This window comes from Streptosporangium amethystogenes subsp. fukuiense (assembly GCF_042665875.1).
In the GTDB taxonomy this organism is placed as follows: Bacteria; Actinomycetota; Actinomycetes; order Streptosporangiales; family Streptosporangiaceae; genus Streptosporangium; species Streptosporangium fukuiense.
The window spans coordinates 5,898,798-5,921,863 of record NZ_JBHTEE010000001.1 but is presented as its reverse complement, the minus strand read 5'-3'; the positions used below and the strand labels follow the sequence as shown (position 1 = coordinate 5,921,863).

Annotated in this window: 15 protein-coding genes; 8 read left to right on the top strand and 7 right to left on the bottom strand. The window is 71.3% G+C overall.

Going from position 1 to position 23,066, the window contains the following annotated elements:
* Window positions 1-112 precede the first annotated feature (112 nt).
* The gene (locus ACFQVD_RS25260) at window positions 113-2,146 is read right to left on the bottom strand and encodes a beta-propeller domain-containing protein (RefSeq protein ID WP_343968190.1); all 2,034 of its coding nucleotides are present in this window, start codon (window positions 2,144-2,146) and stop codon (window positions 113-115) included.
* An 89-nt stretch (window positions 2,147-2,235) separates the two neighbouring features.
* On the opposite strand from ACFQVD_RS25260, the gene ACFQVD_RS25255 reads away from it, so the two are divergent.
* A complete protein-coding gene (locus ACFQVD_RS25255; RefSeq protein ID WP_343968187.1) occupies window positions 2,236-3,801 on the top strand; it encodes a succinic semialdehyde dehydrogenase in 1,566 nt (521 codons plus the stop codon).
* A gap of 143 nt (window positions 3,802-3,944) precedes the next feature.
* Entirely contained in the window at window positions 3,945-5,636 is a 1,692-nt protein-coding gene (locus ACFQVD_RS25250; protein WP_343968185.1) for a GMC family oxidoreductase, read from the top strand.
* Window positions 5,637-5,687: 51 nt separating this feature from the next.
* On the opposite strand, the gene ACFQVD_RS25245 is transcribed toward ACFQVD_RS25250, so the two are convergent.
* The gene (locus ACFQVD_RS25245; RefSeq protein ID WP_343968183.1) at window positions 5,688-6,224 is read right to left on the bottom strand and encodes a hypothetical protein; all 537 of its coding nucleotides are present in this window, start codon (window positions 6,222-6,224) and stop codon (window positions 5,688-5,690) included.
* A 396-nt stretch (window positions 6,225-6,620) separates the two neighbouring features.
* On the opposite strand from ACFQVD_RS25245, the gene ACFQVD_RS25240 reads away from it, so the two are divergent.
* Both ACFQVD_RS25240 and ACFQVD_RS25235 read left to right on the top strand, forming a co-directional pair.
* Window positions 6,621-8,018: a pyridoxal phosphate-dependent decarboxylase family protein gene (locus ACFQVD_RS25240; protein WP_343968555.1), complete on the top strand. Its 1,398-nt coding sequence runs from the start codon at window positions 6,621-6,623 to the stop codon at window positions 8,016-8,018.
* Window positions 8,019-8,205: 187 nt separating this feature from the next.
* Window positions 8,206-9,753, top strand: coding sequence for a DUF885 family protein (locus ACFQVD_RS25235; protein WP_343968181.1), 1,548 nt, complete (start codon window positions 8,206-8,208; stop codon window positions 9,751-9,753).
* Window positions 9,754-9,925: 172 nt separating this feature from the next.
* On the opposite strand, the gene ACFQVD_RS25230 is transcribed toward ACFQVD_RS25235, so the two are convergent.
* Window positions 9,926-10,672, bottom strand: a complete 747-nt coding sequence (locus ACFQVD_RS25230) for an SDR family NAD(P)-dependent oxidoreductase (RefSeq protein WP_343968178.1) — start codon at window positions 10,670-10,672, stop codon at window positions 9,926-9,928.
* A gap of 146 nt (window positions 10,673-10,818) precedes the next feature.
* Between ACFQVD_RS25230 and ACFQVD_RS25225 the strand changes: the two genes are divergently transcribed.
* From ACFQVD_RS25225 to ACFQVD_RS25215, 3 genes are all read left to right on the top strand, one after another.
* Window positions 10,819-11,652 carry an SDR family NAD(P)-dependent oxidoreductase gene (locus tag ACFQVD_RS25225; protein ID WP_343968176.1) on the top strand — a complete coding sequence of 278 codons (834 nt, stop codon included), beginning with the start codon at window positions 10,819-10,821 and terminating at the stop codon, window positions 11,650-11,652.
* A 36-nt stretch (window positions 11,653-11,688) separates the two neighbouring features.
* On the top strand, window positions 11,689-13,260 hold the full coding sequence (gene guaA, locus ACFQVD_RS25220; RefSeq protein WP_386274376.1) for a glutamine-hydrolyzing GMP synthase: 1,572 nt from the start codon (window positions 11,689-11,691) through the stop codon (window positions 13,258-13,260).
* A 69-nt stretch (window positions 13,261-13,329) separates the two neighbouring features.
* A complete protein-coding gene (locus ACFQVD_RS25215) occupies window positions 13,330-14,670 on the top strand; it encodes an acyltransferase family protein (protein WP_343968173.1) in 1,341 nt (446 codons plus the stop codon).
* Here ACFQVD_RS25215 and ACFQVD_RS25210 read toward each other — a convergent pair.
* The gene (locus ACFQVD_RS25210) at window positions 14,574-15,410 is read right to left on the bottom strand and encodes a polysaccharide deacetylase family protein (protein ID WP_386272198.1); all 837 of its coding nucleotides are present in this window, start codon (window positions 15,408-15,410) and stop codon (window positions 14,574-14,576) included. The genes ACFQVD_RS25215 and ACFQVD_RS25210 overlap by 97 nt on opposite strands.
* A 163-nt stretch (window positions 15,411-15,573) precedes the next feature.
* Here ACFQVD_RS25210 and ACFQVD_RS25205 point away from each other — a divergent pair, with 163 nt between their 5' ends.
* Complete coding sequence (locus ACFQVD_RS25205) at window positions 15,574-17,214, top strand: hypothetical protein (RefSeq protein WP_386272196.1); 1,641 nt, start codon at window positions 15,574-15,576, stop codon at window positions 17,212-17,214.
* On the opposite strand, the gene ACFQVD_RS25200 is transcribed toward ACFQVD_RS25205, so the two are convergent.
* The 3 genes from ACFQVD_RS25200 to ACFQVD_RS25190 all read right to left on the bottom strand — a co-directional run bounded on the left by ACFQVD_RS25200 (window position 17,154) and on the right by ACFQVD_RS25190 (window position 22,747).
* On the bottom strand, window positions 17,154-18,281 hold the full coding sequence (locus ACFQVD_RS25200; protein WP_343968164.1) for a glycosyltransferase: 1,128 nt from the start codon (window positions 18,279-18,281) through the stop codon (window positions 17,154-17,156). The genes ACFQVD_RS25205 and ACFQVD_RS25200 overlap by 61 nt on opposite strands.
* On the bottom strand, window positions 18,278-21,130 hold the full coding sequence (locus ACFQVD_RS25195) for a CDP-glycerol:glycerophosphate glycerophosphotransferase (protein ID WP_343968162.1): 2,853 nt from the start codon (window positions 21,128-21,130) through the stop codon (window positions 18,278-18,280). Before ACFQVD_RS25195 ends, ACFQVD_RS25200 begins: the two co-directional genes overlap by 4 nt.
* Before the next feature lie 138 nt (window positions 21,131-21,268).
* Window positions 21,269-22,747, bottom strand: a complete 1,479-nt coding sequence (locus ACFQVD_RS25190) for an NAD(P)/FAD-dependent oxidoreductase (RefSeq protein WP_343968159.1) — start codon at window positions 22,745-22,747, stop codon at window positions 21,269-21,271.
* Between the last annotated feature and the right edge of the window lie 319 nt (window positions 22,748-23,066).

Genomic DNA, 23,066 nt, shown 5'->3' with positions numbered 1-23,066 from the left:
CTTGTAAAGGCTGATATGTCGGTGTAATAGGAGGTTCTGTGGAGCGCCCGAGTGCGGTGACGGGCGCGCCCCCGGCGGCGGGACGGGGGCGCGGGACGAGGGTTCGGAAGGCTCAGGAGAAGGAGATCCAGGCCTGGTCGGCCAGGTCCTTCAGGTCGCTGACCTTGAGGCCGAGGTCGGAGACCGTCCACAGGCTGTCGCCGATCACGACCGAGCGGCGGATGCCCGGGTCGTAGGGGGCGAGGCGGGTGTCGTTCACCGGCTTGGGCTTGGGGTGGACGATCGTGCCGGTCCTGGTGACGGCGGAATCACCGATGTCGAGGACCAGGGCGACCCCGTTGGTCTGCTCGGTGCCCGTCCAGGAGTTCAGCGGGAGGACCGCCGTCCCGGTCTTGGCCCAGTACAGGAAGGCGTGCGGGTCCCACTCCGCCTCGGAGCCCGAGTCCTTCTGGAACATCTGCGACAGGCGGCGCGGGTTGGCCGGATCGCTGACGTCGAACAGGGAGACCTGGGTGCCGAGCGTGCGGCCCTTCTCACTGGCCTCCTGGCCCACGCCGATCAGCCGCCCGTCACCCGCCGGGTGCAGGTAGGCCGAGTAGCCGGTGATCTTCAACTCGCCGGTCTTCCTCGGCGCCGCCGGATCGCGCAGGTCGAGCGTGTAGAGCGGGTCCACCTGCTTGAACGTCACCACGTAGCCGACGGGGCCGATGAAGCGGACCGAGTAGATCCGCTCGCCCAGCCCCAGATCGCCGACCCTGCCCCTCTCGGCCAGGGTGCCGGAGTCGAGCACGTAGACGGCGCTGGAGCTGTTCTGCCCGGCGGTCGAGGTGGTGGCGACCCGCAGGTGCCCCTCGTGCTCGGACAGGGAGTACTGGTTGAGCAGCCTGCCCGGCACCTTGCCCGAGGCGACGTAGCGGGGCGCTCCGGCCGCGGTGATGTCGAACCGGTGGACCTCGGTCTCCTCCGCGGGCTCCTTCGGCGTCGTCGCCGGCGAGGGGGTGTCGCTCGGTGTGGGGGCCGGTTCCGGGAGCAGGGTCGGAGCGGGGTCGAGGCCCGAGGCGGCGGCCGGGGTCGCGGCGACCGTGGGAGTGGTGGCCGGGGCCTCCTCGACGATCACCGGGTCGACCGCCCTGGGCCACCACCACTGCGGGTTGCTGGTCACGTACAGGCTGGAGCCCGTCCCGTAGACGGTGTCGCCGTCGGCGGCCACGCTGATCGGGGCCGTCTCGGCGAGCGCCTGCGACAGGTCGAGGGTGTGTACGGTCAGCATCGACGTCCCGGTGTACTCCGCCGGGTGGCTGACCCGCTCGCAGTCGACGGTGCGGTCCGAGGTCACGCCGGTCGCGGACGTCAGCTCGTACTTCGGCAGCCACGCCTCGATCGGTGCCGCCGCGACGACCTCGGTGTTCCGCCGGGTGCGCTCGTTGTCCGACAGATCGGGCCCGAGGTCGGGGAAGTCGATCCGCGGCTGGCTGCGGACCACGATCCGCACCGTCGAGCCGACCATCCTGGCGTCCACGTGGGAGCCGTCCGGGGTGAGCGAGCCGATCACCTTCGGCTCCCCGGACAGGTCGACGAGGACGTAGCGCGGTCCCGGGCTCGGCGCGCGCTTGGCCACCGCGCCGTACGGGATGATCCCGCCGCCGGAGAAGAGCACCAGCGCCCTGTCCCCGCCGACCAGCAGGTCGGCCGGGGCCCACGCCTGCTCGGCGTCCACCAGCTTGAGCGTGCCGGTGACCTTCCTGGTCGCGGTGTCCACCACCCTCAGCACGCCGCGGTTGACGGTGATCACCCGGTCGCCGTCGGTCTTCACCAGGTCGGGCTCGTCGACCCCGGCCTCGTGCGTGTTCGTGGTGGAGTGCTCGGGCGGCGCCGCGCCGCCGACCTTGGCTGCGGCGTCCGACCGCGCCTCCGCGTACAGGATCGGCGGGCCGCCGAGGCCCCACGGGCCGACGTTCTTCGCCGTCGCCGCGCGCAGCCCGGCCAGCATGTCGTCGCAGCCGCTGTAGGAGACCAGCCTGATGTTCCCCAGCGTGACCGGTGCCGCGGGTCCGGCGCCGCTCCTCGTCTCCGTAGAACTGCACGCCGTGGCGAGCAGGGCCGCGGCGAGGGTGACCGCGCCGGCTGTACGAATCGATGTCCTCATGCCACTACGACGGATCCGAAAGGGGTGTGGTTCAACACTTCGCTACCGGTGAGTAGCCACGGCCCGCCTCCCGCGATTACCCTGCGAACATGGCCGTTCCCCCTGAAATGACACGGGCCCTCGACCCCCGCATGATCGAACGTGTCGTACCGTACGTGACCTCCGCCGGCAAGACGCAGGAGATCACGGCACCGTTCACCGGCGACGTGCTCGCCGAGGTGCCCGTTTCCACAGCCGACGACGTCCGCGCCGCGCACGCCGCGGCGCGGGAGGCGCAGCGGGCGTGGGCGGCGCTGCCCGTGAGGGAGCGGGCCGAGCCCTTCCTCCGCCTGCACAACGCCATCCTCGACCGCCGCGAGGAGATCCTCGACGTGGTCCAGTGGGAGACCGGCAAGGCGCGCAGGCACGCCTTCGAGGAGGTGCTCGACGTCGCGGGCTGCACCCTCTACTACGCGCGGCGGGCCCCCGGCCTGCTGGAGACCAGATCGCGGGCCGGGATACTGCCCGTCGCCACCAGGACCGCCGAGGCGCACCGGCCCCGGGGAACGGTGGCCCTGATCTCGCCGTGGAACTACCCGCTCTCGCTCGGTGTCACCGACGCCGTACCCGCGCTGCTCGCGGGGAACGCGGTGGTCCACAAGCCCGACACCCAGACCGCGCTGTCCACGCTGTGGACCATCGATCTGCTGGTCTCCCTCGGGATGCCCCGCGAGATCTGGCAGGTCGTCCTCGGCGAACCCGACGAGGTGAGCGATCCGCTGCTCGACGGCGCCGACTACGTCGCGTTCACCGGCTCCACCCGGGCCGGCCGGAAGATCGCCGAGGAGGCCGCCAGGCGACTGATCGGCTGCTCGCTGGAGCTCGGCGGCAAGAACCCGATGCTGGTACTCGACGACGCCGACCTCGACATCGCGACCCAGGGCGCGCTGCGCGCCTGCTTCACCAACGCGGGGCAGCTCTGCCTGTCCATCGAGCGGCTCTACGTCCACGACTCGGTGTACGACGCCTTCGTGGAGAAGTTCGTCCGGCAGGTCAGGAACATGCGGCTCGGCGCGGGACTCGACTGGAACGTGCAGATGGGCTCACTCTCCTCGCAGCGGCAGCTGGAGGCGGTCGGCGCCCAGGTGGACGACGCCGTCGCGAAGGGCGCCAGGGTGCTGGCCGGCGGGAAGGCCCGTCCCGACCTCGGCCCGCTGTTCTACGAGCCCACCGTCCTGACCGACGTCGACGAGAGCATGGAGCTCTGCCGCGCCGAGACCTTCGGCCCGGTGGTCGCGGTCTACCGCTTCGGCGACGACGACGAGGCGGTCGAGAAGGCGAACGACACCTCCTACGGGCTCAACGCCTCCATCTGGACCCGCGACCTGTCGCGCGGGCGCGCACTGGCCTCCCGGATCAAGGCGGGCACCGTCAACATCAACGAGGGGTACGCCTCGGCCTACGCCTCCTACGACGCGCCCATGGGCGGGATGAAGTCCTCGGGGCTCGGCCGCCGGCACGGCGCCGAAGGGCTGCTGAGGTACACCGAGGCGCAGACCGTCTCCAGCCAGGCGCCCTGGCTGGGTTTCGAGCCGATCCTCGGCATGGCGTACGAGAAGTACGCCGACACCCTCGCGGGCGCGCTCAGGGTCATGAAGGCGCTCCACCTGAAGTGAGGCACCCGGGGGAGTCGGAAGCGCATCCGAACCACTCCGGCCAGGCCCACGAGGCCGCGACGGCGAACGTCCGTCACGGCGCCGCCCCGAGGTCACCTGAGCCGCCGGAAACCGCCGAAGGTCGTTACTCGAAAGGAGTCGTCGTGTTCGACTACGACGTGCTGGTGATCGGCTCCGGCTTCGGCGGGAGCGTCTCAGCGCTGCGGCTGACCGAGAAGGGCTACCGGGTCGCCGTGCTGGAGGCGGGGCGCCGCTTCGACGAGGGCACGTTCCCCAAGACCTCCTGGCGGGCCCGCGACTTCCTGTGGGCGCCGGGGCTGGGCATGAAGGGCATCCAACGCATCCACCTGCTCCGCGGCCAGAAGGGCACCGGCGTCATGGTCCTGGCGGGCGCCGGGGTCGGCGGGGGATCACTGGTCTACGCCAACACCCTCTACGAGCCGCCGGAGGTGTTCTTCCAGGATGCCCAGTGGTCGGGCATCACCGACTGGAAGGCCGAGCTCGCCCCCTACTACGACCAGGCCAGGCGCATGCTGGGCGTGGTGATCAATCCGACGGTCACCAGGGCCGACGAGGTGATGCGCACCGTCGCCGAGCGGATGGGCGTGGGCGACACCTTCCACCTGGCCCCGGTCGGCGTCTTCTTCGGCCCTCCGGGCGTCGAGGTGGACGACCCCTACTTCGGCGGTGCGGGGCCGCGCCGCAGGGGCTGCACCGAGTGCGGCGAGTGCATGACGGGCTGCCGCCACGGGGCCAAGAACATGCTGATCAAGAACTACCTCTACCTCGCCGAGCGGGCCGGGGCCGAGGTCCTCCCCGAGACCACGGTCACCTCGGTCGTGCCGGTGGACGGCGGCTACCGGATCGAGACGCACCGGACCGGCGCCCCCTGGCGCCGCCGCGTGTTCACCGCCGAGCAGGTGATCTTCGCGGCGGGGACGTACGGCACCCAGCGCCTGCTGCACCGGCTCAAGGCAGCGGGGACCCTGCCCCGCCTCTCCGACCGGCTGGGCACCCTCACCAGGACCAACTCCGAGGCGCTGCTCGGGTTCGAACGCCCGTCGGCCAAGGGGGAGAAGCTCAACAGGGGACTGGCGATCACCTCCTCGATCCACCCTGACGCGTACACGCACATCGAGCCGGTCCGCTACGGCGACGGTTCCAACGCGATGGGCCTGCTCCGCACCCTGCTCATCGACGGCGGCGGAGCGCCGCGCTGGCTCAAGTTCCTCGGCGAGGCCCTGCGCAGGCCCCACCTGGTGCCGAGGCTGTTCAACCACCGCCGCTGGTCGGAGCGCACGATCATCGCGCTGGTCATGCAGGCCAAGGACAACTCGATCACCCTGTCCATGCGCAGGGGACTCCTCGGCCGCAGGCTCCGCTCAGGGCGGGGCCACGGCGAGCCCAACCCCACCTGGCTGCCCGCCGGTCACGAGTTCGTCCGGCACGCGGCCGAGGAGGTCGGCGGCATGCCGGGCGGCACCTGGCTCGACCTGTTCGACATCCCGGCCACCGCGCACTTCCTGGGCGGCTGCGCCATCGGCGCCGGGCCCCAGACCGGGGTGATCGACCCCTACCACCGCGTCCACGGCTATCCGGGCCTGCACGTCGTCGACGGCTCCGCGATCTCCGCCAATCTCGGCGTCAACCCCTCCCTCACCATCACCGCCCAGGCCGAGCGCGCGATGGCCTTCTGGCCCAACCGGGGAGAGACCGACCCGCGCCCCGCCCAGGGTTCCCCGTACGCCCGCCTGACCCCCGTCGCCCCCGCCAACCCCGCCGTCCCCGCCACCGCCCCCGGCGCCCTCCGCCTCCCCATCGTCGGCATCACCTGAGCGGCACTTCGTCCATGGCACGTGAGGTGAGTCGACGATCAAGGACTGACATCAGGCCATCGCGTGACAGAGGCGCTCGCGGTCTTTTGCCGGAAGCCGCCGTTGGAGGCGCCGGGCGCGGATGAGCGAATCCGCGATCTCGCACACCTCGGCGAGTTCCACCTCCATGGGCGAGACCTCGGCAAGACGGTTCTTGTGAAGCCAGGTCGCCACCTCCGCCCACGACCAGAGGCTCACGCGGGGGCGCCGCACCTTCGGCTCGGGAAAGCCTCCCGGCCCGCGGCGGCCGACGGCCCAATGGTCGGCTGTGGCGAAGCTCCGGCCGGTGCGGTCGGCGATCTCGGCGAGCGTCACGAGGTCCTCGCTTACTCCGGTCACCTCGATCCCCACCGAGCGCCCCTGGGTGATCGCGGACGCGATCGCCTCCACCGCCCCGGTCGCCTCACGATCAAACGAGGCGATGCCGGGTCCGCCCGTGGCCGGGTCGAGTGACACCGTGGCGTCGTCCCAGCCGGCCTCGTACAGCGCGTCGATCACCGTTTCGCCGCTCGGGGCCGTGAAGTGAAGTTCGAAACTGTAGACGGTCACGGGACTCACGCTCCCTCTGATAGTTCGTTCTCAAACCCGTGCGGGCACTGGTCGACGAGACGCCGCAGCCGCCTGGCGTGTGCCTCCGGGGAGCGCGGTGTCGACCAGATGGACGAGGGAGGCCTGCATCCCTGATGCCCACCGGGACATGAAGCGCGCCCCCATGCATGACCTCCAGCCTGCGGCGATCATGTAATCGATCGCCGCTCGTATCTCCTTGCTGGGATGCCGATCCATGCGGAGATGATGATACCTGACGTAGAGTTAATTCTACAGAACAGATAAGTTGATCGGGTGGAAGGCCGCTTCGTAGCTGAGGGCCGTCTCGTTGGTCCGATCTACCGCTTTTGGGCTCATTTGGTGGGGTGTCGTGGATTCGACCAGGATTTCTATGTGATGTGGAATTTTGAGGAGTTCGTCCGCGCGGCCGGGGTGACCGTCGATGAGCTGGCCGCCTACGTGGCGGAGAGCCAGGCGGGGGCGGTGCCGGTCATCCGGCGCAGGCCCCCGGGCGAGCTGGCCGAGCGGCTCGGGCTGGCCCGGTGGATCCGCGAGGGCGGAATGACCGCGGAGGCGTACCGGGAGTTCCTGCGCGGCTACCTCGCCGAGGGCACCCGGATGCACCACCCCGCCTACCTGGGACATCAGATCGCCGCGCCCGACTTCCCCGCCGCGCTCGGCGACTTCGTGCACGGCGCGGCCAACAACCCGATGGCGGTCTACGAGATGGGCGCCTCGGCGGCGACCGTCGAGTTCGAGGTGCTGCGCTGGATGCTGGACACGGTCGGGTTCGGCGAGGCGGGCGGCGGGGTCCTCACCCACGGGGGCTCGCTGGCCAACCTGACCGCGCTGCTGGCCGCACGGGCGGCGGCCGCCCCCGGCGCGTGGACCGACGGCGTCCCCGGTGACCTCGCCCTGCTCGCCCCCGCCTCGGCGCACTACTCGCTCAGCCGCGCGGCCGCGATCCTCGGGCTGGGGGAGCGCGCGGTCATGCCGCTGGACGTGGACGGGCTCGGCAGGGTCGACGTCGCCCGCCTGCCGGATGCCCTGGAACGGGTACGCGAGGCCGGGCGGCGGCCGATGGCCCTGGTGGCGAACGCCTGCGCGACCGGGACCGGGCTCTACGACGACCTGCGCGGGATCGGCGAGTTCTGCGCCGCCGCCGATGTCTGGTTCCACGTGGACGGCGCCCACGGCGCCTCGGCGCTGCTGGCCGCCGAGCACCGCCACCTGCTCGACGGGATCGAACTCGCCGACTCGCTGATCTGGGACGCGCACAAGATGCTGCGCACCTCCAGCCTGGCCGCCGCGGTGCTGACCCGGCGCGAGGGCGACCTGGACGCGGCCTTCCAGCAGCGGGCCAGCTACCTGTTCTACGGGGAGCAGGGCTTCGACCTCATCGGCAGGACCGTGGAGTGCAGCAAGGCCGAGCTGGGCCTGAAGATCTTCCTCAACCTGGCCTGGCGGGGCGAGCGCGGCCTGGGCGAGCACGTCGCGCGGCGGTACGCCACCGCGCACCGTTTCTGGGAACTGGCCCGCGAGCGGCCGGGCTTCGAGTGCCCGTACGAGCCGGAGAGCAACATCGTCTGCTTCAGGTACGGCACCGGCGACCCGGTGGACGTCCGCGAGCGCCTGATGGCGGACGGCGCCTTCCAGCTGACCTCGGCGGAGATCGGCGGGGCCCGCCACCTGCGGGTGACCGTCATGGCCCCGGCCACGGACGACAAGACGCTGGAGGCGCTGCTCGACCGGATCGCCGAGCTGGGGAATCCTCGAATCCAGGAGGGCCGGTGAACCGGTGAATTCCGGAAAGAAGCGCTGAATCGGGCCTGGCCCCCGGATCCGGGGTCGAGGTCGTTCTGCGGGCTTGCCATGGGGTTTCGGGGCCTGTCCTGGTAGCCGGGGTGAGGTCGCCTCGCGGGCTGATCGTGGGCTGTCGTGCCAGGTCCCTCGGAGCCCGTACTGATATAGCGTCGCGACCATGACCGAACTCGACGGGCGCCTGCGGGCGGTATGCGATCTCAATGTGTCCGGTGTCCGGGAAATGGCCGGGCGGCACGAGTACGACGGCCTGATCCAGGACCTGTCGCCGGCGGGGGTGCGCGCCGGGCTGGCCGCGCTGGGTCAGGGGCCGCTGCCCGAGGACCCCTATGACGCGGCGCACCTGCAGATCTTCGAGCAGGCCGCGCGGGTGCAGTTCGCCGAGCTGGAGCTGCACCGGCGCAGCCCCATGGAGCACGTGGGCAACCTGGACCTGGCCACCTACGACCGCGAGTACGCTCCCGAGGCCGAGCGGAACGCCGCCAAGCAGGCCCACCTCGCCCGCTGGCCGGAGGCGGTGGACAACGCGATCGCCTCGCTCGACCTGCTCAGCGCCCCCGTCGCGACCGCGCTGCTCGGCGCGGTACGCGGCCTGGCCGCCGGGGTGCCCCGCGACGCGAAGGAGAGTGTGCGCGAGGCGGCGTTCCGGGCGCACGCCCGGCTGGTGGAGCACGTCGAGAAGGCCGCGCGCTCCGGCGACCCGGACGCCTCGCTCGGTGCCGAGGGGCTCGCCCGGCTGATGAGCGCCGCCGAGGGTCTCCCGGTCGACCTGGGACGGCTCGCCGAACGCTCCGACGCCGAGCGCGACCGGCTGATGGATCGGCTGACGGAGTCCTGTGCCGCGCTGGGGTTCGCCGACCGCAAGCCGCTGGAGGTCGCGCGCGAGCTGGTCAGGCAGCACCCCGGTCCCGAGGGCGTGATCGAGGCGGCCACGATCGGCACCGAGCGCGCGATCGACTTCACCCGGGAGAGGGACCTGGTGCCCTACCACGACGGGGAGTGCCTGGTCGGCATCGCGCCCGAGTCGCGCCGGTGGGGTATGGCCATGATGAGCTGGTCGGCGCCCGGCGAGCCCGACGGCCCCTCGTGGTACCACGTCACCCCGCCCGACCTCTCGTGGCCGCCGGGCGATGTCGAGGAGTGGCTGGAGGTCTTCAGCGAGACCACGCTGCCCGCGATCAACGTGCACGAGGTCGCCCCCGGACACTTCTCACACGGCCGGGCGCTCCGCCACGCCCCTTCCGACGTGCGGCGGACGCTGATGTCGCTCTCCTTCGCCGAGGGCTGGGCGCACTACGCGGAGGAGCTCTGCGTCGAGGAGGGCTTCGCGCCGGAGGATCCGCGCTTCGAGATCGGTGTGTGGTTGGAGGCCCTGATCAGGGTGACCCGGCTGGCCTGCGCGATCGGCGTGCACTCCGGTGCGATGACCGTCGAGGAGGGCGCCCGCCGCTTCGCCGCCGACACCCACATCGTCGGCCCGGCTGCGCTCTCCGAGGCGGCTCGGGCCACCTTCGACCCCACCTACGGCCGCTACACCTGGGGCAAGCTGGAGATCCTCGACCTCCGGGACCGCGCCAGGACCGCCTGGGGTTCGGACTTCGGCCTCAAACGCTTCCACACCGCGATGTTCGACCTCGGCTCCCCACCCCTGGGCCTCCTCGACCACGCCCTTCAGCCCCGCCCCGGTGACCGTCGGCCAGCACCGTGACCTCGGTGCCAGGCCGGAGCGTGCCTTCCTCCATTGCCGCGCTCCGGTGAGGTCGAGCGGCCTCCCGGGCACGCCCGTACCGGGACGGCCCGCCGGGAGATCGACGACCGATCGCCCAGGCCGCCGCTCCCGCCGGGCCGAACGGCGTACCGAAGCGCGCTAACCGGCGGGATCAGCGGTCGACGGCCGTGGCGCCGCCGTCGACGACCAGGTGGGTGCCGGTGATGAAGGACGCCTCGTCGCTCAGCAGGAACCGTACGGCCGCGGCGACCTCCCCGGGGCGGCCGAGGCGGTGGAAGAGGGACTTGCGTTCGAAGGACTCCATGAAGCTCTGGTCGCCGCCGGTGGCTTTGACCAGCATGGGGGTGTCGATGTAGCCGGGGCAGACGGCGTTGATCCGGATCGGCGCCAGCTCGTGGGCCATCGAGCGGGTCAGGCCGAGCATGCCCGCCTTGGAAGAGCAGTAGGCCGGGATGAACGCCTGCCCGACCAGGCCCTCGACCGAGGAGATGCCGACGACCGCGGAGCCCTCGTGCCTGCGCAGGTCCGGAAGCAGGGCCTTGACCAGCAGGGCGTGGGCGCGCAGGTTGACGTTGAGCACCGCGTCCCAGGCCGCCTCGGTCAGCTCGCCGACGCCCAGGGGGGCCGCGATCCCGGCCGCGTGCACGAGGCCGCCGATCGCCCCCAGGGCGTCGCGGCTGGTGGCGACCGCGGCGGGAAAGGACGAGGCGTCGGTGACGTCGACGGTGACGGCGATCGCCGGGGCGCCGTTCATGGCGACGAAGGAGGCGGTCTCCTTGGCACCCGTCTCGTCGAGATCCCAGATCGCGACCGGGCGCCCGGCCTCGGCGAGCGCGAGCGCACAGGCCCTGCCGATCCCTGACGCTCCGCCGGTGACGACGACTCCGGTACCTGCCATGGCCTGCCTCCTCGACTGGTGGTGAGCCACACGTTAGCTTTGTGGCCAAGCGGCCGCTAGGTATGGTGCGGCCGGGGACGGCGCGATACGTGAACCGTCAGTTAGAGGTAACACGATGCGGGAACCGTCAGGGTGGAGGAAACGCCATGCGTGAACTGTCAGACAAGATCGCGGTCGTCACCGGGGCGGGCAGCGGGATCGGCCGGGCGCTCGCACTGGGCCTGGCGGCGGAGGGGATGGCCCTCATGCTCGCCGACGTCGACCCGGGCCCTCTCGCGGAGACCGCCTCGCTGGTGGAGGGGGTCAAGGTGCTCACCGAGATCACCGACGTCTCCGATCCGGCGGCCGTGCAGCACCTCGCCGACCGGACCTTCGGCGAGCTGGGCGCGGTCCACGTGCTGTGCAACAACGCGGGGGTCTTCCAGGGCGGCCAGATGTGGACCAGGGAGCCCGAGGACTTCGCCTGGCTGCTCGGGGTGAACCTCTGGGGTGTGCTCCACGGGATCCGGGCCTTCGTCCCCCGTATGATCGCCCAGGACACCGAGGGCCACATCCTCAACACCGTCTCGGTCTCGGGGCTGTTCGCCGCGCCGTTCTCCGGCGCCTACTCGGTCTCGAAGTACGCCGCGTTCGCCGCCTCGCAGTCCCTCGCCCAGGACCTCGCGATGGCCGGCTCCAAGCTCCGGGTGACCGCGCTCTGCCCGGGCGGGGTACGGACCGGCATCAACCGCTCGGAACGGGTCAGGCCGGAGAATCTCACGGTCGCCGGGCCTACCGAGGACGAGGTGGCCTCCGCTGAGATCATCGACGGTCTGGTGGAACGGGGCATCGACCCCGAACAGGTGGCGCTCGCCGCGGTGGCGGCCATCCGCCAGGAGCGTTTCCTGGTCTTCACCCATTCCGGCTACGCGGCCGGCCTGCGCGAGCAGACCGAGGCCCTGCTCGCGGGAGCGCTGCCCCCGTTTCCCGTCTACGAGTAGCACGCCGACGGGCGCCGATAGACTGGGACCACCGCTCTGTTCCTTTTGGGGGTCTTGGTGTCTGAGTTCGACACGGTCCTGGTCGTCGATTTCGGCGCGCAGTACGCGCAGCTGATCGCGCGAAGGGTACGTGAATGCCACGTCTACTCCGAGATCGTCCCGTCGACGATGCCGGTGGAGGAGATGATGGCCAAGAAGCCCAAGGCCATCATCCTGTCCGGTGGCCCCTCGTCGGTGTACGCCGAGGGTGCCCCGGCCGCCCCCGAGGGCCTGTTCGGCACCGGCGTGCCGACCTTCGGCATCTGCTACGGCTTCCAGGTCATGGCCCAGGAGTTGGGCGGGGAGGTGGCCAGGACCGGCACCGCCGAGTACGGCGGCACCCACCTGGAGGTGGGCGAGCACGGCGTGCTCTTCGCGGGGCTGCCCGCGAAGCAGTCGGTCTGGATGTCCCACGGGGACAGCGTCTCGGCCGCCCCCGAGGGTTTCACGGTCACCGCCGCGACCGCCGAGACGCCCGTCGCCGCCTTCGAGAACCCCGAGCTGGGCCTGTACGGTGTCCAGTTCCACCCCGAGGTCCTGCACTCCGAGCACGGCCAGGCGGTGCTGAAGCACTTCCTGGCCGCCGCGGGCTGCCGCCCCTCCTGGACGATGCTCAACATCGTCGAGGACGCGGTCGAGGCGATCCGCGCCCAGATCGGCCCCGAGGGCCGCGCCATCTGCGGGCTTTCCGGCGGCGTCGACTCCGCGGTGGCCGCCGCCATGGTCCAGCGGGCTATCGGTGACCGTCTGACCTGCGTCTTCGTCGACCACGGGCTGCTGCGCAAGGGCGAGGCCGAGCAGGTCGAGCGCGACTTCGTGGCCGTCACCGGGGTCAAGCTCCGGGTGGCCGACGCCCAGGAGCGCTTCCTGAAGGCACTGGAAGGGGTGACCGACCCCGAGGAGAAGCGCAAGATCATCGGCCGCGAGTTCATCAGGGTCTTCGAGGACGAGCAGCGCGCCATCATCGCCGACGGCCCCGTCGACTTCCTCGTCCAGGGCACGCTCTACCCCGACGTGGTCGAGTCGGGCGGCGGCACCGGCACCGCCAACATCAAGTCCCACCACAATGTCGGAGGTCTCCCCGACGATCTCCAGTTCTCGCTGGTGGAGCCGCTCCGCGCGCTGTTCAAGGACGAGGTCCGCCGGGCCGGCGAGGAGCTGGGCCTGCCCGCCTCCATGGTCTGGCGCCAGCCGTTCCCCGGTCCGGGGCTGGGCATCCGCATCGTCGGCGCGGTCAGCCGGGAGCGCCTGGAGATCCTCCGCGAGGCGGACGCCATCGCCCGCGAGGAGCTCTCCCGCGCCGGGCTGGACCGGGAGATCTGGCAGTGCCCGGTCGTGCTGCTCGCCGACGTCCGCTCGGTGGGCGTCCAGGGCGACGGCCGCACCTACGGCCACCCGATCGTGCTGCGCCCGGTCTCCAGCGAGGACGCCATGACCGCCGACTGGTCCCGCGTCCCCTACGACGTGCTCGCCCGCATCTCCACCCGCATCACCAACGAGGTCCGCGAGGTCAACAGGGTGGTGCTGGACGTGACCAGCAAGCCCCCGGGCACCATCGAGTGGGAGTAGGCGCCCGGCGGGGGACGGCTGCCGCCGATGGCGGGGTTTCCCGGGGTGCCGAGGGGTAGGTTGGTGCGGGTGTCCTCCCCACTGATCGGCGCGAGCTCCGCCAGGACCCCCGTTCCCCGTCTGGCGTGGCTCGACGCGCTGCGTGGGATCGGCGCGGTCGCCGTGTTGCTGGAGCACATGCTGCCCTGGTTCATGCCCGCCCTGCGGCCGTACTGGTTCAACCTCGGGATGTACGGCGTCCTGGTGTTCTTCCTGGTCAGCGGGTACATCATCCCGGTTTCGCTGGAGCGGCGGGGTGATGTGCGGGCCTTCTGGATCAGCCGCGTGTTCCGGCTCTACCCGATCTACCTGCTGGTCGCGGTGGGCGTCCTGGTCATGGCGATCTGGATGCCCGTCCGCGAGCAGGTGCCCAGGGACCTGGCCTCGGTGTCCGCGCACGCCACGATGCTGCTGGACGTGGTGCACCTGGGCGGCCTGGCCGACACCATGTGGACGCTCTCGTACGAGATGGTCTTCTACCTGATCGTCACCGCGCTGTTCGTCGGCGGGGTGCACCGCGCGAGCGGTGCCTTCGCCATCGGCTTCGGGGCGGTCGCGGTCGTGGCGGGGCTGGTGCTGACGGCGCCGCCGATGAAGGGCTACTGGCCCGCGTACGTGTCCGGCGTGCTGTTCTTCGCGGGCCTGGCCTGCCTGATCGGCGGGCGGTTCACGAAGATCGCCGCGTATGTCCTCGGGGCGATGGCCGTGGTGCTGCTGATCTTCTCCGGTTTCGTGCCGTGGCTGGGGGCGGCGATTCTCGCGGTGATGTTCGCCGGAACCGCGATCCGTCGCTGGGAGCACGGAGAGGGGGCCCTCTGGCCGGTGGCGGTCGCGACGGTGCTCGTGGCGCTGGCCCCGGTCTGGTCGGAGCAGGCCGGCTGGTGGTGGGTGCAGCCGGGGCCGTGGTTCGTCACCATGGCGCTGGCCGGGGTGTCGTTCGCGGGCGCGATGGCCCTGCGCGGGCGCCGGCTGCCCAGGTTCCTCGTCTGGCTGGGGCTGGTCAGCTACTCGGTCTACCTGCTGCATCACCCGCTGCTGCGGATCGCGCACATCGTTGTCGGGGACGTGCGGGAGGCCGGGCCGGTGCTGCAGCTCTCCCTGTCCGCGGCGTTCGTGCTGGTGGTGCTCGGCCTGAGCCTGCTCACCTACCGCTACGTGGAGCTTCCCATGCAGGAGCTGGGCAGGCGGCTGGCTCGGCGGCGGTCCGCGGACGAGATCGCCGAGAGGACGCCCTCAGCCGAGATGGCCAGGAGGGCGTCCTCGGGTGGGGCGGCTCAGCTGCCGTCCTCGGGCGACTCCGCGAAGTCGTCCGGGTCGCCGGTGGGCGACTCGGAGGTCAGGTCCTCGTCCTTCTCGGAGCCGACGGGGTAGACCTCTCCGGCCTTCGTGGTCTTGGCGCCGCGCAGCGAGGAGACCGCCACCATGTGGTAGCCCTGCTTCTGCAGCGCGGTCAGCAGCTTCGGCATCACCTTGACCGTCTGCTCGACCCAGTCGTGCATGAGGATGACCCCGTCACGCTTGGCGTTCTTGAGCACCTCGTCGTAGATGGCCTTCTCGTTCCTGGTCGCCCAGTCGCGGGAGCCGCCGTTCCACAGCACGATCGGCATGCCCATCTCGGCGGCGATCGCCGCGACCCGCTGGTCGAACTCGCCGTAGGGCGGCCGGATCGTCGTCGGGTACTTCCCGGTGGACTTCTTGACGATGTCCTGGGTCTTGGTCAGCTCCTCGCGGATCTTGTCCTCGGACAGCTCCCGCAGGTGCGGGTGGCTGTAGCTGTGGTTGCCGATGTCGTGGCCCTCGGCGACCATCCGCTTGGCGAACGCGGGGCGGGACTTCACGTACTGACCCTCAAGGAAGAACGTCGCCTTGGAGTTGTACTTCTTGAAGGTGTCGAGCAGCTTGTCGGCGTACTTGCCGGGGCCGTCGTCGAAGGTCAGCGCGATGCACTTGACCTTCGCGCAGTCCACCGGCACGGGCTTGGGTGCGGGCTTGGCCTTGCTCGCAGCCTTGGCCGTCGGTTTGGGCTGTTCCGCGCTCCACGCGGCGGTCGGGGTAGCGATCATGGCCAGCGCACAGGATGTGGCCAGCAACATTCGGACAGGAGACTTCATGAGGGGATCTCCGGGTCAAATCGACGTCGGTCGAATGGGCATCCTATCGAGGTGCCTGATGGCTCCTGGGGCTGAAGCGTCACAATGTCCTGTGAAAGCCCATATGCTCCGGTGATCGCGGCACCCCGCGCACCCTCCAGCAAACTTGCTGTTTCCCCAGGTCATGACTGTGTATAGCGGCGTGGGCGCGTCCCGCCGCCGCCCGATGATGGGCAACGGCCCCCTGCCGGAAAACGCTGGGGAGAGCATGACGATCGCCACGGTGGAGCCGCCCTCGGCCGAGAGGAGGCGGGGCGGTGTCCGCGACACCCGCGACCGGCGGTTCACCCTCGCCTGTTACGCGACCGGCCAGCTCGTGCTGCTCGGCTGGTGGCTCGCCCTCCATCCCGGGTTGATGAGCCCGGACTCCGTCACCTACGTCGCGCACGTCACGACGGGTCCCTGGGTGGCCGGCCAGTCGGTCGCCTACGACGCCCTGCTCGGCCTCTCGCTGCAGGTGACCGGCGACCTGTCCCCGGTCACCCTCGCGCAGACGGCGGCGATGGCCGCCGCGCTGGCCCACCTCGCGGGCGCGCTCAGGTCGCTGGGCGTGCGCGGGCGCGGGCTGCTCGCGGCGCTGGGATGCGCGGTGCTGTCACCGCCGCTCGGCGCCTTCACGGTGACGATGTGGAAGGACGTGCCGTTCACGGTGTGCGCGGTGCTGGCCGCGGGCACCGCCGTGCGGCTCGCGACCGGGCCGGCCGCTGTGCGGCTCGCGACCGGGGCGCGGGACACGCTCAGGAACAGAGTGCTCAAGGGCGGGTGGACCTGGGATCCGCGGCTGGCCGCCCTCGGTGCCGAACTCGCCGGGCTGGGGTTGTTCAGGAACAACGGCTTCCTCGTCGCGCTGATCGCCGCGATCCTGCTGCTCCCACTGCTGCCCGCGGCCCGCCGCCCGCTGGCGGCGGTGGCCGCGGCGGCGGTGGCGACGCCGCTGCTGTTGCTGGGCGCCGGCTACCCGGCGATGGGCATCGCGCCGCCGTCCCGCTCGTTCGCCTACCAGACGGTGTTCGGCGATCTCGCCGTGGCGTACGGGGAGCGCCCCCGGCTCTTCGACCGCGAGCAGCGGACGCTCCTCGCCACGATCGCCCCGCTGCGCGCCTGGCGGCGGGGGGCGACCTGCCAGACCATGGCGCGCGTCTTCTTCGACCCCGCCTTCAGCCACTCGCGGGCCGAGCAGCGGATCTCCGAGGTGCTGGAACTCTGGCGCGGGCTGCTGGTCCGCGCGCCCGGTGTGCTGCTGAGCGCCCGGGTCTGCCGCGCCGCGCTCGCCTGGCAGGTCGGTTCGACCTCGGGCGAGCCCGGCGGCGAGCTCTATCGCTTCTCGCTGCGCGATCCCCGGCTCCCCGACGGCTGGGAGGGCACCCCGGCGGCCTCGGCGATGCGGCAGCGGCCGTTCTCCGCCGGTCTGCGGGCCGCCGGGCTGTCCGCGCTGGACGCGAGCACGGTCAGGCAGCTTGAGTGGCTGCTCTGGCGGGCGCCCTTCTGGTGCTACCTCGGCTACGCGGCGGCCGCGCTCGCCTGGCGGCGGACCGGGAGCGGGGCGGCGCTCGCGGGGGCGGCCGTGGTCGCGGGACAGCAGCTCGGCGTGATCCTCACCAACACCGCGCCGGACTTCCGGTTCATGGTGGCGCCGATCTTCGTCGGTGTCCTGTTCGTGCCGCTCCTGCTGCGGGAGGCGCGGGAGATGTGGACACCGCCGCGTCAGCGGTCGATCTCGTCGAACAGCGCCTCCCAGCGGTCCAGGACGCGGGGCAGCCGGTAGGCCCTCATCCGTTCCCTGCCCCTGGCCCCCATCCGCCCGCGCAACTCGGCGTCGGACATGAGGCGCTCCAGGGCGGCGGCGAAGCTCCCCGCGTTCCCGGGTTCGGCCAGCACGCCGTTGTCGCCGTCCGCGACCAGCGTCCTGACCCCCGCCGAGGCGTCGCAGGCCACGGCGGGCAGCCCGCAGGCCGCGCCCTCGGCGAGGACCAGCCCCCACCCCTCGAAGTCGCTGCTCAGGGTGACGATGGAGGCGTCGAGGTACTCGGCCTCGACGTTCTCGACCTGCCCGCGGAAGACGATCCGGTCGCCGAGGCCGGTCTCGGCGGCCTGCGCCTCCAGTGCCGCCCTGAGCGGCCCGTCGCCGATGATGTGCAGCTCCCACGGTTCGGCGACGGCGGGAGCCGCGGCGGCGAAGGCGTCGATCAGCAGGTCGATCCGCTTCACCCTGACCAGCCGTCCCGCCGAGACGATCCGCGGGTTGCGCAGCGCGGCGGCCTTCTCGGGAAAGACACCGACCGGGTTCAGCATGGTCCCGCAGTTGGCGAGCCGGTGGTTGGTGAAGGACGCGGCGTAGTCGTCGCAGAGGAAGAGCGCCTTGTCGAGGTGCGCGTAGTACTTCTTGATCAACCGAAGGTTCGGGGAGTCCACGGCCTCGGCGTACGACTGGTGGTACTGGCCGACCTTGGCGATGTGCGGCATGGGCAGGTCGGCGATCCAGTGAGCGGCCCAGGGCGAGGCGATGACCAGGTAGCCGCGGTCGATCCGGTCGGTCAGCCGGAGCAGCCGCTGCCTGGCGGTGGCGATCTCCTCCGGGGTCCGCCGCGCCTTCGCCCTGCGCCACGGGAGCGAGCGGGGGGCGGCCTCGGGGGCGGGCGTGTCGTACAGCGTGGCGTGCCGGTAGAGGGGGTCGGCGAAGTAGGTGTGCGGCTGCCTGGAGGGGTTGATGCTGACCAACCTCACCCGGTGCCCGCGGGTGGCGAGGCCCTGGGCCAGGGTGTGGATGACCCGCTGGGACCCGCCCATCGAGTCGCCGTCGGTGCTGAGGAAGATGACGTTTCGCGCTCTCATCGCACGACCTCCGGGAAGAAGGCGTCCACGACCTTGCCGCTCGCCTGCCCGTCGTCGAGGCCGCACCAGCGGTCGCGGAACTCCGCGTAGCGTCGCCCGTACCGCTCGGTGATCTCACCGAGCTCCTCCAGCGCGGCGGCGAGTTCGCCCGGGTCGCGCAGCAGCGGCCCGGGGGCGACCTCGGCCAGGTCGAAGCAGACCCCCCGCTGGGCGGCGGCGTAGCGTTCGTGGTCGTCGACGTAGTAGAGGATCGGCCGGCCGAGGCAGGCATAGTCGAACATGATCGAGGAGTAGTCCGTCACCAGCACGTCGGAGGCCAGCATCAGGTCGTTGACCTCGGGATACGCCGAGGCGTCCCGGGCCAGCCAGCCGAGCGGGTCGGGCACCGTGAAGCGGTCGTAGGGGTGGGCGCGGACCAGGATCACCCAGTCCGGGCGGAGCGTGGCGGCGAGGGCCGGCAGGTCGATCCGGAGTGACTCGCCGCTGAAACGCCCGTTGTCGCGGTAGGTAGGTGCGTAGAGGACCACCCGCTTTCCGGCCGGGACCTCGAAGAACTCCCTGACCCGCCGCGCCCGCTCGCGCTGCGCCGGTTCGGCGTGCCGCACCAGCACGTCGGTACGCGGGTAGCCGGCGTGCAACAGCTCGCCCTTGAAGCCGCTGGCCTCGGCGAAGTCCCGGCGGAAGTCGCGGCCCGGGGTGAGCAGCATGTCCCAGCGCGCCACCGCCTCGGCGTACTTCCTGGCCAGGGCGGGCTGCGTCCGGTGGCGGGGCTCGTCCAGCCCCATCTTCTTGAACACTTGGCCGTGCCAGGTCTGCAGGTATCGGGTGCCCTTGCGCTTGCGGTAGCAGTAGGGGAGGTTGTGGCTGTCCACCCAGTAGCCGGCGCGCGCCAGGGTCCAGGCGTAGCGGAAGGTGTCGCGCCGGACGAGGTCGACGTCCTCGGGAAAGCGCTCGGGGACGCCCGCGTGGGACCAGACCGCGCGCAGGCCGCCCGCGCGCCGCTGCAGCTCCTCGTAGACGTAGCGCGGGTTGCCGGTGTAGCCGCTCCCCTCGGCGGACTCGAAGAGCACCAGACGGCGGTTGACCGGCACCGTCGCGCTGACCAGCCGGTAGAAGCGACCCAGGTTGCGGGGGGTGGCCAGGTTGGACAGCAGGTGTTGGCAGAGCTCCGCCATGCTCGGCAGGCGTCGCGCGGGCACATGGCCGAGCCTGCGCGCCACGAGCCGGAACGGGAGGTCGGCGGACGCCTCCAGGACCAGGCGGCCCGTGCCCACCGTGCCCACGGAGGTGAACGACAGGCTGGGGGGCGCCAGCAGGGGCCTGGTGTTGCGGCGCTCACCCTCGTGGAGCGAGATCGTGACCGCCTGCGGCCTGACGGCGTTGTCCGGCCAGTCCAGCTCGGGCAGGGAGATCGACACCGTCGCCTCCAGGATGCCCGTCCCCTCGGGGATCTGGGTGCCCTCCGCCTCCTCCGGGTCCCAGTGTCCTTCCAGCCCCCGACGCTCCCGCGCTCCCCGGGGCGGCTCGGTCACGACGGGTGCCGGCTCGAAGGGGATCGCGGCGATCGTCTTCTTCCTGCCGCCGATGTGCAGCCAGGCGGTCAGCGAGCGGCCGTCGAGCACCCGGCCGGGGTCGTAGGTCCGCAGGCGCAACCGGACCTCGTCCCTCGACGCCTTCAGGTCGACGAGCTCGTGCCGGAGCAGCGCGCCGGCCAGCGGTTGCTCCGCCAGGTGCAGCTCGGTGACGTCCAGCTCGCTCCTGCCCTGCTCGCTCAGCGGGGGCGTCGCCCCCCAGAACACCCGCCCGCCTTCCGCGGTGACCGCCCGGGGCGGCACCGAGTGCCTGGCCCCCAGCTCGACGGCGGCGAGCGCCGCCTCGGCGCCGCGCCGCTCGCGGACGAGCTGGAGGCAGACCCGCTCGGCCCTGCTCAGCCGCTTGATCGCCGCGGGTTCGAGCGTGTCCACGTACGGGATGACGAGGTCGGCGAACTCGGCGATCCACGCCGGGTCGCGCTGGGGCAGGTCGCCCAGGTAGAGGCGGAGGTCGTGGGAGAGGAAGCGGAAGTCCTTGTCCTCCTTGAGATCGAGGGAGTGGGTGGCGGTCAGCACGCGGTCGCTCAGCACGGCGGCCGTGACGCGCTGGCGCACGTTCTCCAGCTCGTGCCGCCGCGACGAGATCGACCTGGTCGCGGGCGTGGCGGCGAGCAGCCAGCGGTAGACGGGCCACGGGACGACGGCGAACAGCTTGCTGCGGCAGAACAGCTCCGTCGACCAGACGATGTCCTCGTGGTGGATGTCCTCGTGGAACCGGATGCCGGTGCCGTCCAGGAAGGTCCGCCGGTACAGCTTGTTGGTGGCCAGGCAGTTGAAGAGGAGTTCGGGTTCGGCGCGGATGTCGTCCACGATCCGGCGCTCCGCGAACAGCCGGGGGTACCAGAGGGTGACGGCGCCACTCGCCTCGTCGACGCGTTCCACGGTGCCCATGACGAAGTCGGCGCCGGTCGCCTCCGCCTCCAGCAGCAGGCTCTTGCAGGCGTGCCTGGGCAGCTCGTCGTCACTGTCGAGGAACATCAGGAAGGGCGCGCGGGCGACGTCCATGCCCGCGTTGCGGGGGGCGCCGCAACCGCCGCTGTTGGCGGGCAGCCGCACGTAGCGGACCCGGCCGTCCTCCTCGGCGAGCGCCTTGGCCACCGCGGGGGTGTCGTCGCCCGAGCAGTCGTCCACGACGATCACTTCGAGGTTCTTGAGCGTCTGGTCGAGTACGGAGCGTACCGCCCGGGGTAACCGGGGCGCGTCGTTGTAGGTGATGACGATCACGCTGACGTCCGGGACCGTGTAACGCTGTGTCATGATGCGCAACTCCAGGGCGGCTGGGAGGAGAGCCTTGACCCGCAACGGCCGGCAGCGGCCGGGTAAGGCGTCATGGGATTGCCGGTTTCGGTGTTCCGCCGGTGTCTGTCGGCGTCCGTCGATGACGGGGGTGTCAGGTCAGTGGGTCGCAGGGCCGAGGAGGACGGGGGCGTCGCGGCCGGTGCCCCTCGTGGTCCGGTGGCCCGCGCGCTCCTCGTGGTACTCCGCGTCGACGTTGACCTCCCAGACGTCGTGCCTGGCGCCGTCGACGAGGTTCTCCACGGTCAGCATCGCGGTGAGCATGGAGTGGTCCTGGTTGTTGTACCGGTGCATGCCGTTGCGGCCGACCGGGTGGATTCGCGGCCACTCCACGTCGAGGTACTTCCTGAGCACCTCCACGTTGTGGACGTAGCCGGCGTCGTAGACCGGGTAGGCCTTCGGCATCCGCACCACGTAGCCCCGCTGGACCTCACCGGGGGTGACCAGGCCCAGGTGTTCCAGCTCCCGGGTGCCGAACGCGACGAGGTCGTCGTCGGGCATCCGCCACAGGTCGTCGCCCTCGTTGACGAAGTACTCCAGACCGAGGCAGGTCCGTCCGGCCCGCACCAGGTACGGCGACCAGGAGCCGTAGTTCTGCACCCGGCCGAGCCGTACCTCGGGGGAGTGGATGTAGATCCAGTTGTCGGGAAAGGAGAACCGTTCGGGGACGACCAGCGCGACGGTGAGGAAGTCGCGGTACCTCAGCCCCGCGGCCGCCTCGGCGACGATGTCCGGCACGTCGGGCCCGAGCGCGTGGATCAGGGCGCTGAGCGGCATCGAGGAGATGAGGTTGTCGCAGTACACCTCGCGGACGGTGCCCTCGCCCCCGCCCGTGCGGACGGTGAGGGCCAGCCGGCCCCGGTGGCGGCGGACGCGTTCGACCCGGGTGCCGAGGCGCACCGTGGAACCCCGCTCGCGGACCCGGTCGGCGCAGGCCTCCCACATCATGCCCGGCCCCAGCTTGGGGTAGCGGAACTCCTCGATGAGGCTGGTGACCTCCTTGCTGTTCCTGCCGGGCAGCAGCGCGCCGGCGATCGCCCTGCCCAGGGAGAGGTTCCTGATCCGCTGCGCGGCCCAGTCGGCCTGGATGCTCTCCGCGGGAACGCCCCACACCTTCTCGGTGTAGGTCTTGAAGAAGATCCCGTAGAGACGGCTGCCGAATCTGGCCGTGACCCAGCCCTCGAAGGTGGACTGGTCCGCGGGCGGCCTGATCCGGGCCCAGGCGTAGGAGCCGACACATCGCGCGGATTCGAGGACACCGAGATTGCGCAGGGCGTTGGAGGCCCTGAGCGGGTAGTCGTAGAAACGGCCCCCGTAGTGGATGCGGCTCATCCTCGGGCGGAGCAGGAAGTCCTCCGCATCGAGGATCTCGTTCCAGAAGTCCGTCACCCGCGACACCTTCGTGAAGAAGCGGTGTCCGCCGATGTCGAAGCGCCAGCCGTCGCGTTCCTCGGTCCTGCTGATCCCGCCGACCACCCGGTCGGCTTCGAAGACCTCGCAGGGGTGTCCTCGCCGGGCCAGCTCGTAGGCCGCGGTGAGCCCGGCGGGCCCCGCTCCCACGACGACTGTTGAGTCCATGCGCTTCCCCCCGCGAATGCCGTTTCCTGCGATCTCGCCCGTCTCGGTCACCCGATCGTGTCGGACGGTCCGGGGGGACCGAAGGGTCATTACGACTTACTAGGACGTGTGCATTCCCAGCCTTGACCAGGGCATGGTGAAGGCGTTGCCGCACCGCGGGCCGGAGGCGGGGGCCGGCCGGGTGCGAGGAATGGTCAAGTCTCGGTCTGCTCAGTCCATCGCGGTCATATTTTGGGCACGCCCCATCGGCCGCGAAGCCATGCTGCTGACGTGACGTCCACCTCGCGCGCATGGCCGCCGGGCCCCGCCACGCGCCCGG

What these genes read in the sequence shown, in the direction of transcription:
- ACFQVD_RS25190 (WP_343968159.1), bottom strand. Translation starts at nt 22,747, where the DNA reads ATGGACTCAACAGTCGTCGTGGGAGCGGGGCCCGCCGGGCTCACCGCG.
- ACFQVD_RS25260 (WP_343968190.1), bottom strand. Translation starts at nt 2,146, where the DNA reads ATGAGGACATCGATTCGTACAGCCGGCGCGGTCACCCTCGCCGCGGCC.
- ACFQVD_RS25205 (WP_386272196.1), top strand. Translation starts at nt 15,574, where the DNA reads ATGACTGTGTATAGCGGCGTGGGCGCGTCCCGCCGCCGCCCGATGATG.
- ACFQVD_RS25235 (WP_343968181.1), top strand. Translation starts at nt 8,206, where the DNA reads ATGACCGAACTCGACGGGCGCCTGCGGGCGGTATGCGATCTCAATGTG.
- ACFQVD_RS25210 (WP_386272198.1), bottom strand. Translation starts at nt 15,410, where the DNA reads ATGAAGTCTCCTGTCCGAATGTTGCTGGCCACATCCTGTGCGCTGGCC.
- ACFQVD_RS25230 (WP_343968178.1), bottom strand. Translation starts at nt 10,672, where the DNA reads ATGGCAGGTACCGGAGTCGTCGTCACCGGCGGAGCGTCAGGGATCGGC.
- ACFQVD_RS25195 (WP_343968162.1), bottom strand. Translation starts at nt 21,130, where the DNA reads ATGACACAGCGTTACACGGTCCCGGACGTCAGCGTGATCGTCATCACC.
- ACFQVD_RS25255 (WP_343968187.1), top strand. Translation starts at nt 2,236, where the DNA reads ATGGCCGTTCCCCCTGAAATGACACGGGCCCTCGACCCCCGCATGATC.
- ACFQVD_RS25240 (WP_343968555.1), top strand. Translation starts at nt 6,621, where the DNA reads ATGTGGAATTTTGAGGAGTTCGTCCGCGCGGCCGGGGTGACCGTCGAT.
- ACFQVD_RS25225 (WP_343968176.1), top strand. Translation starts at nt 10,819, where the DNA reads ATGCGTGAACTGTCAGACAAGATCGCGGTCGTCACCGGGGCGGGCAGC.
- ACFQVD_RS25200 (WP_343968164.1), bottom strand. Translation starts at nt 18,281, where the DNA reads ATGAGAGCGCGAAACGTCATCTTCCTCAGCACCGACGGCGACTCGATG.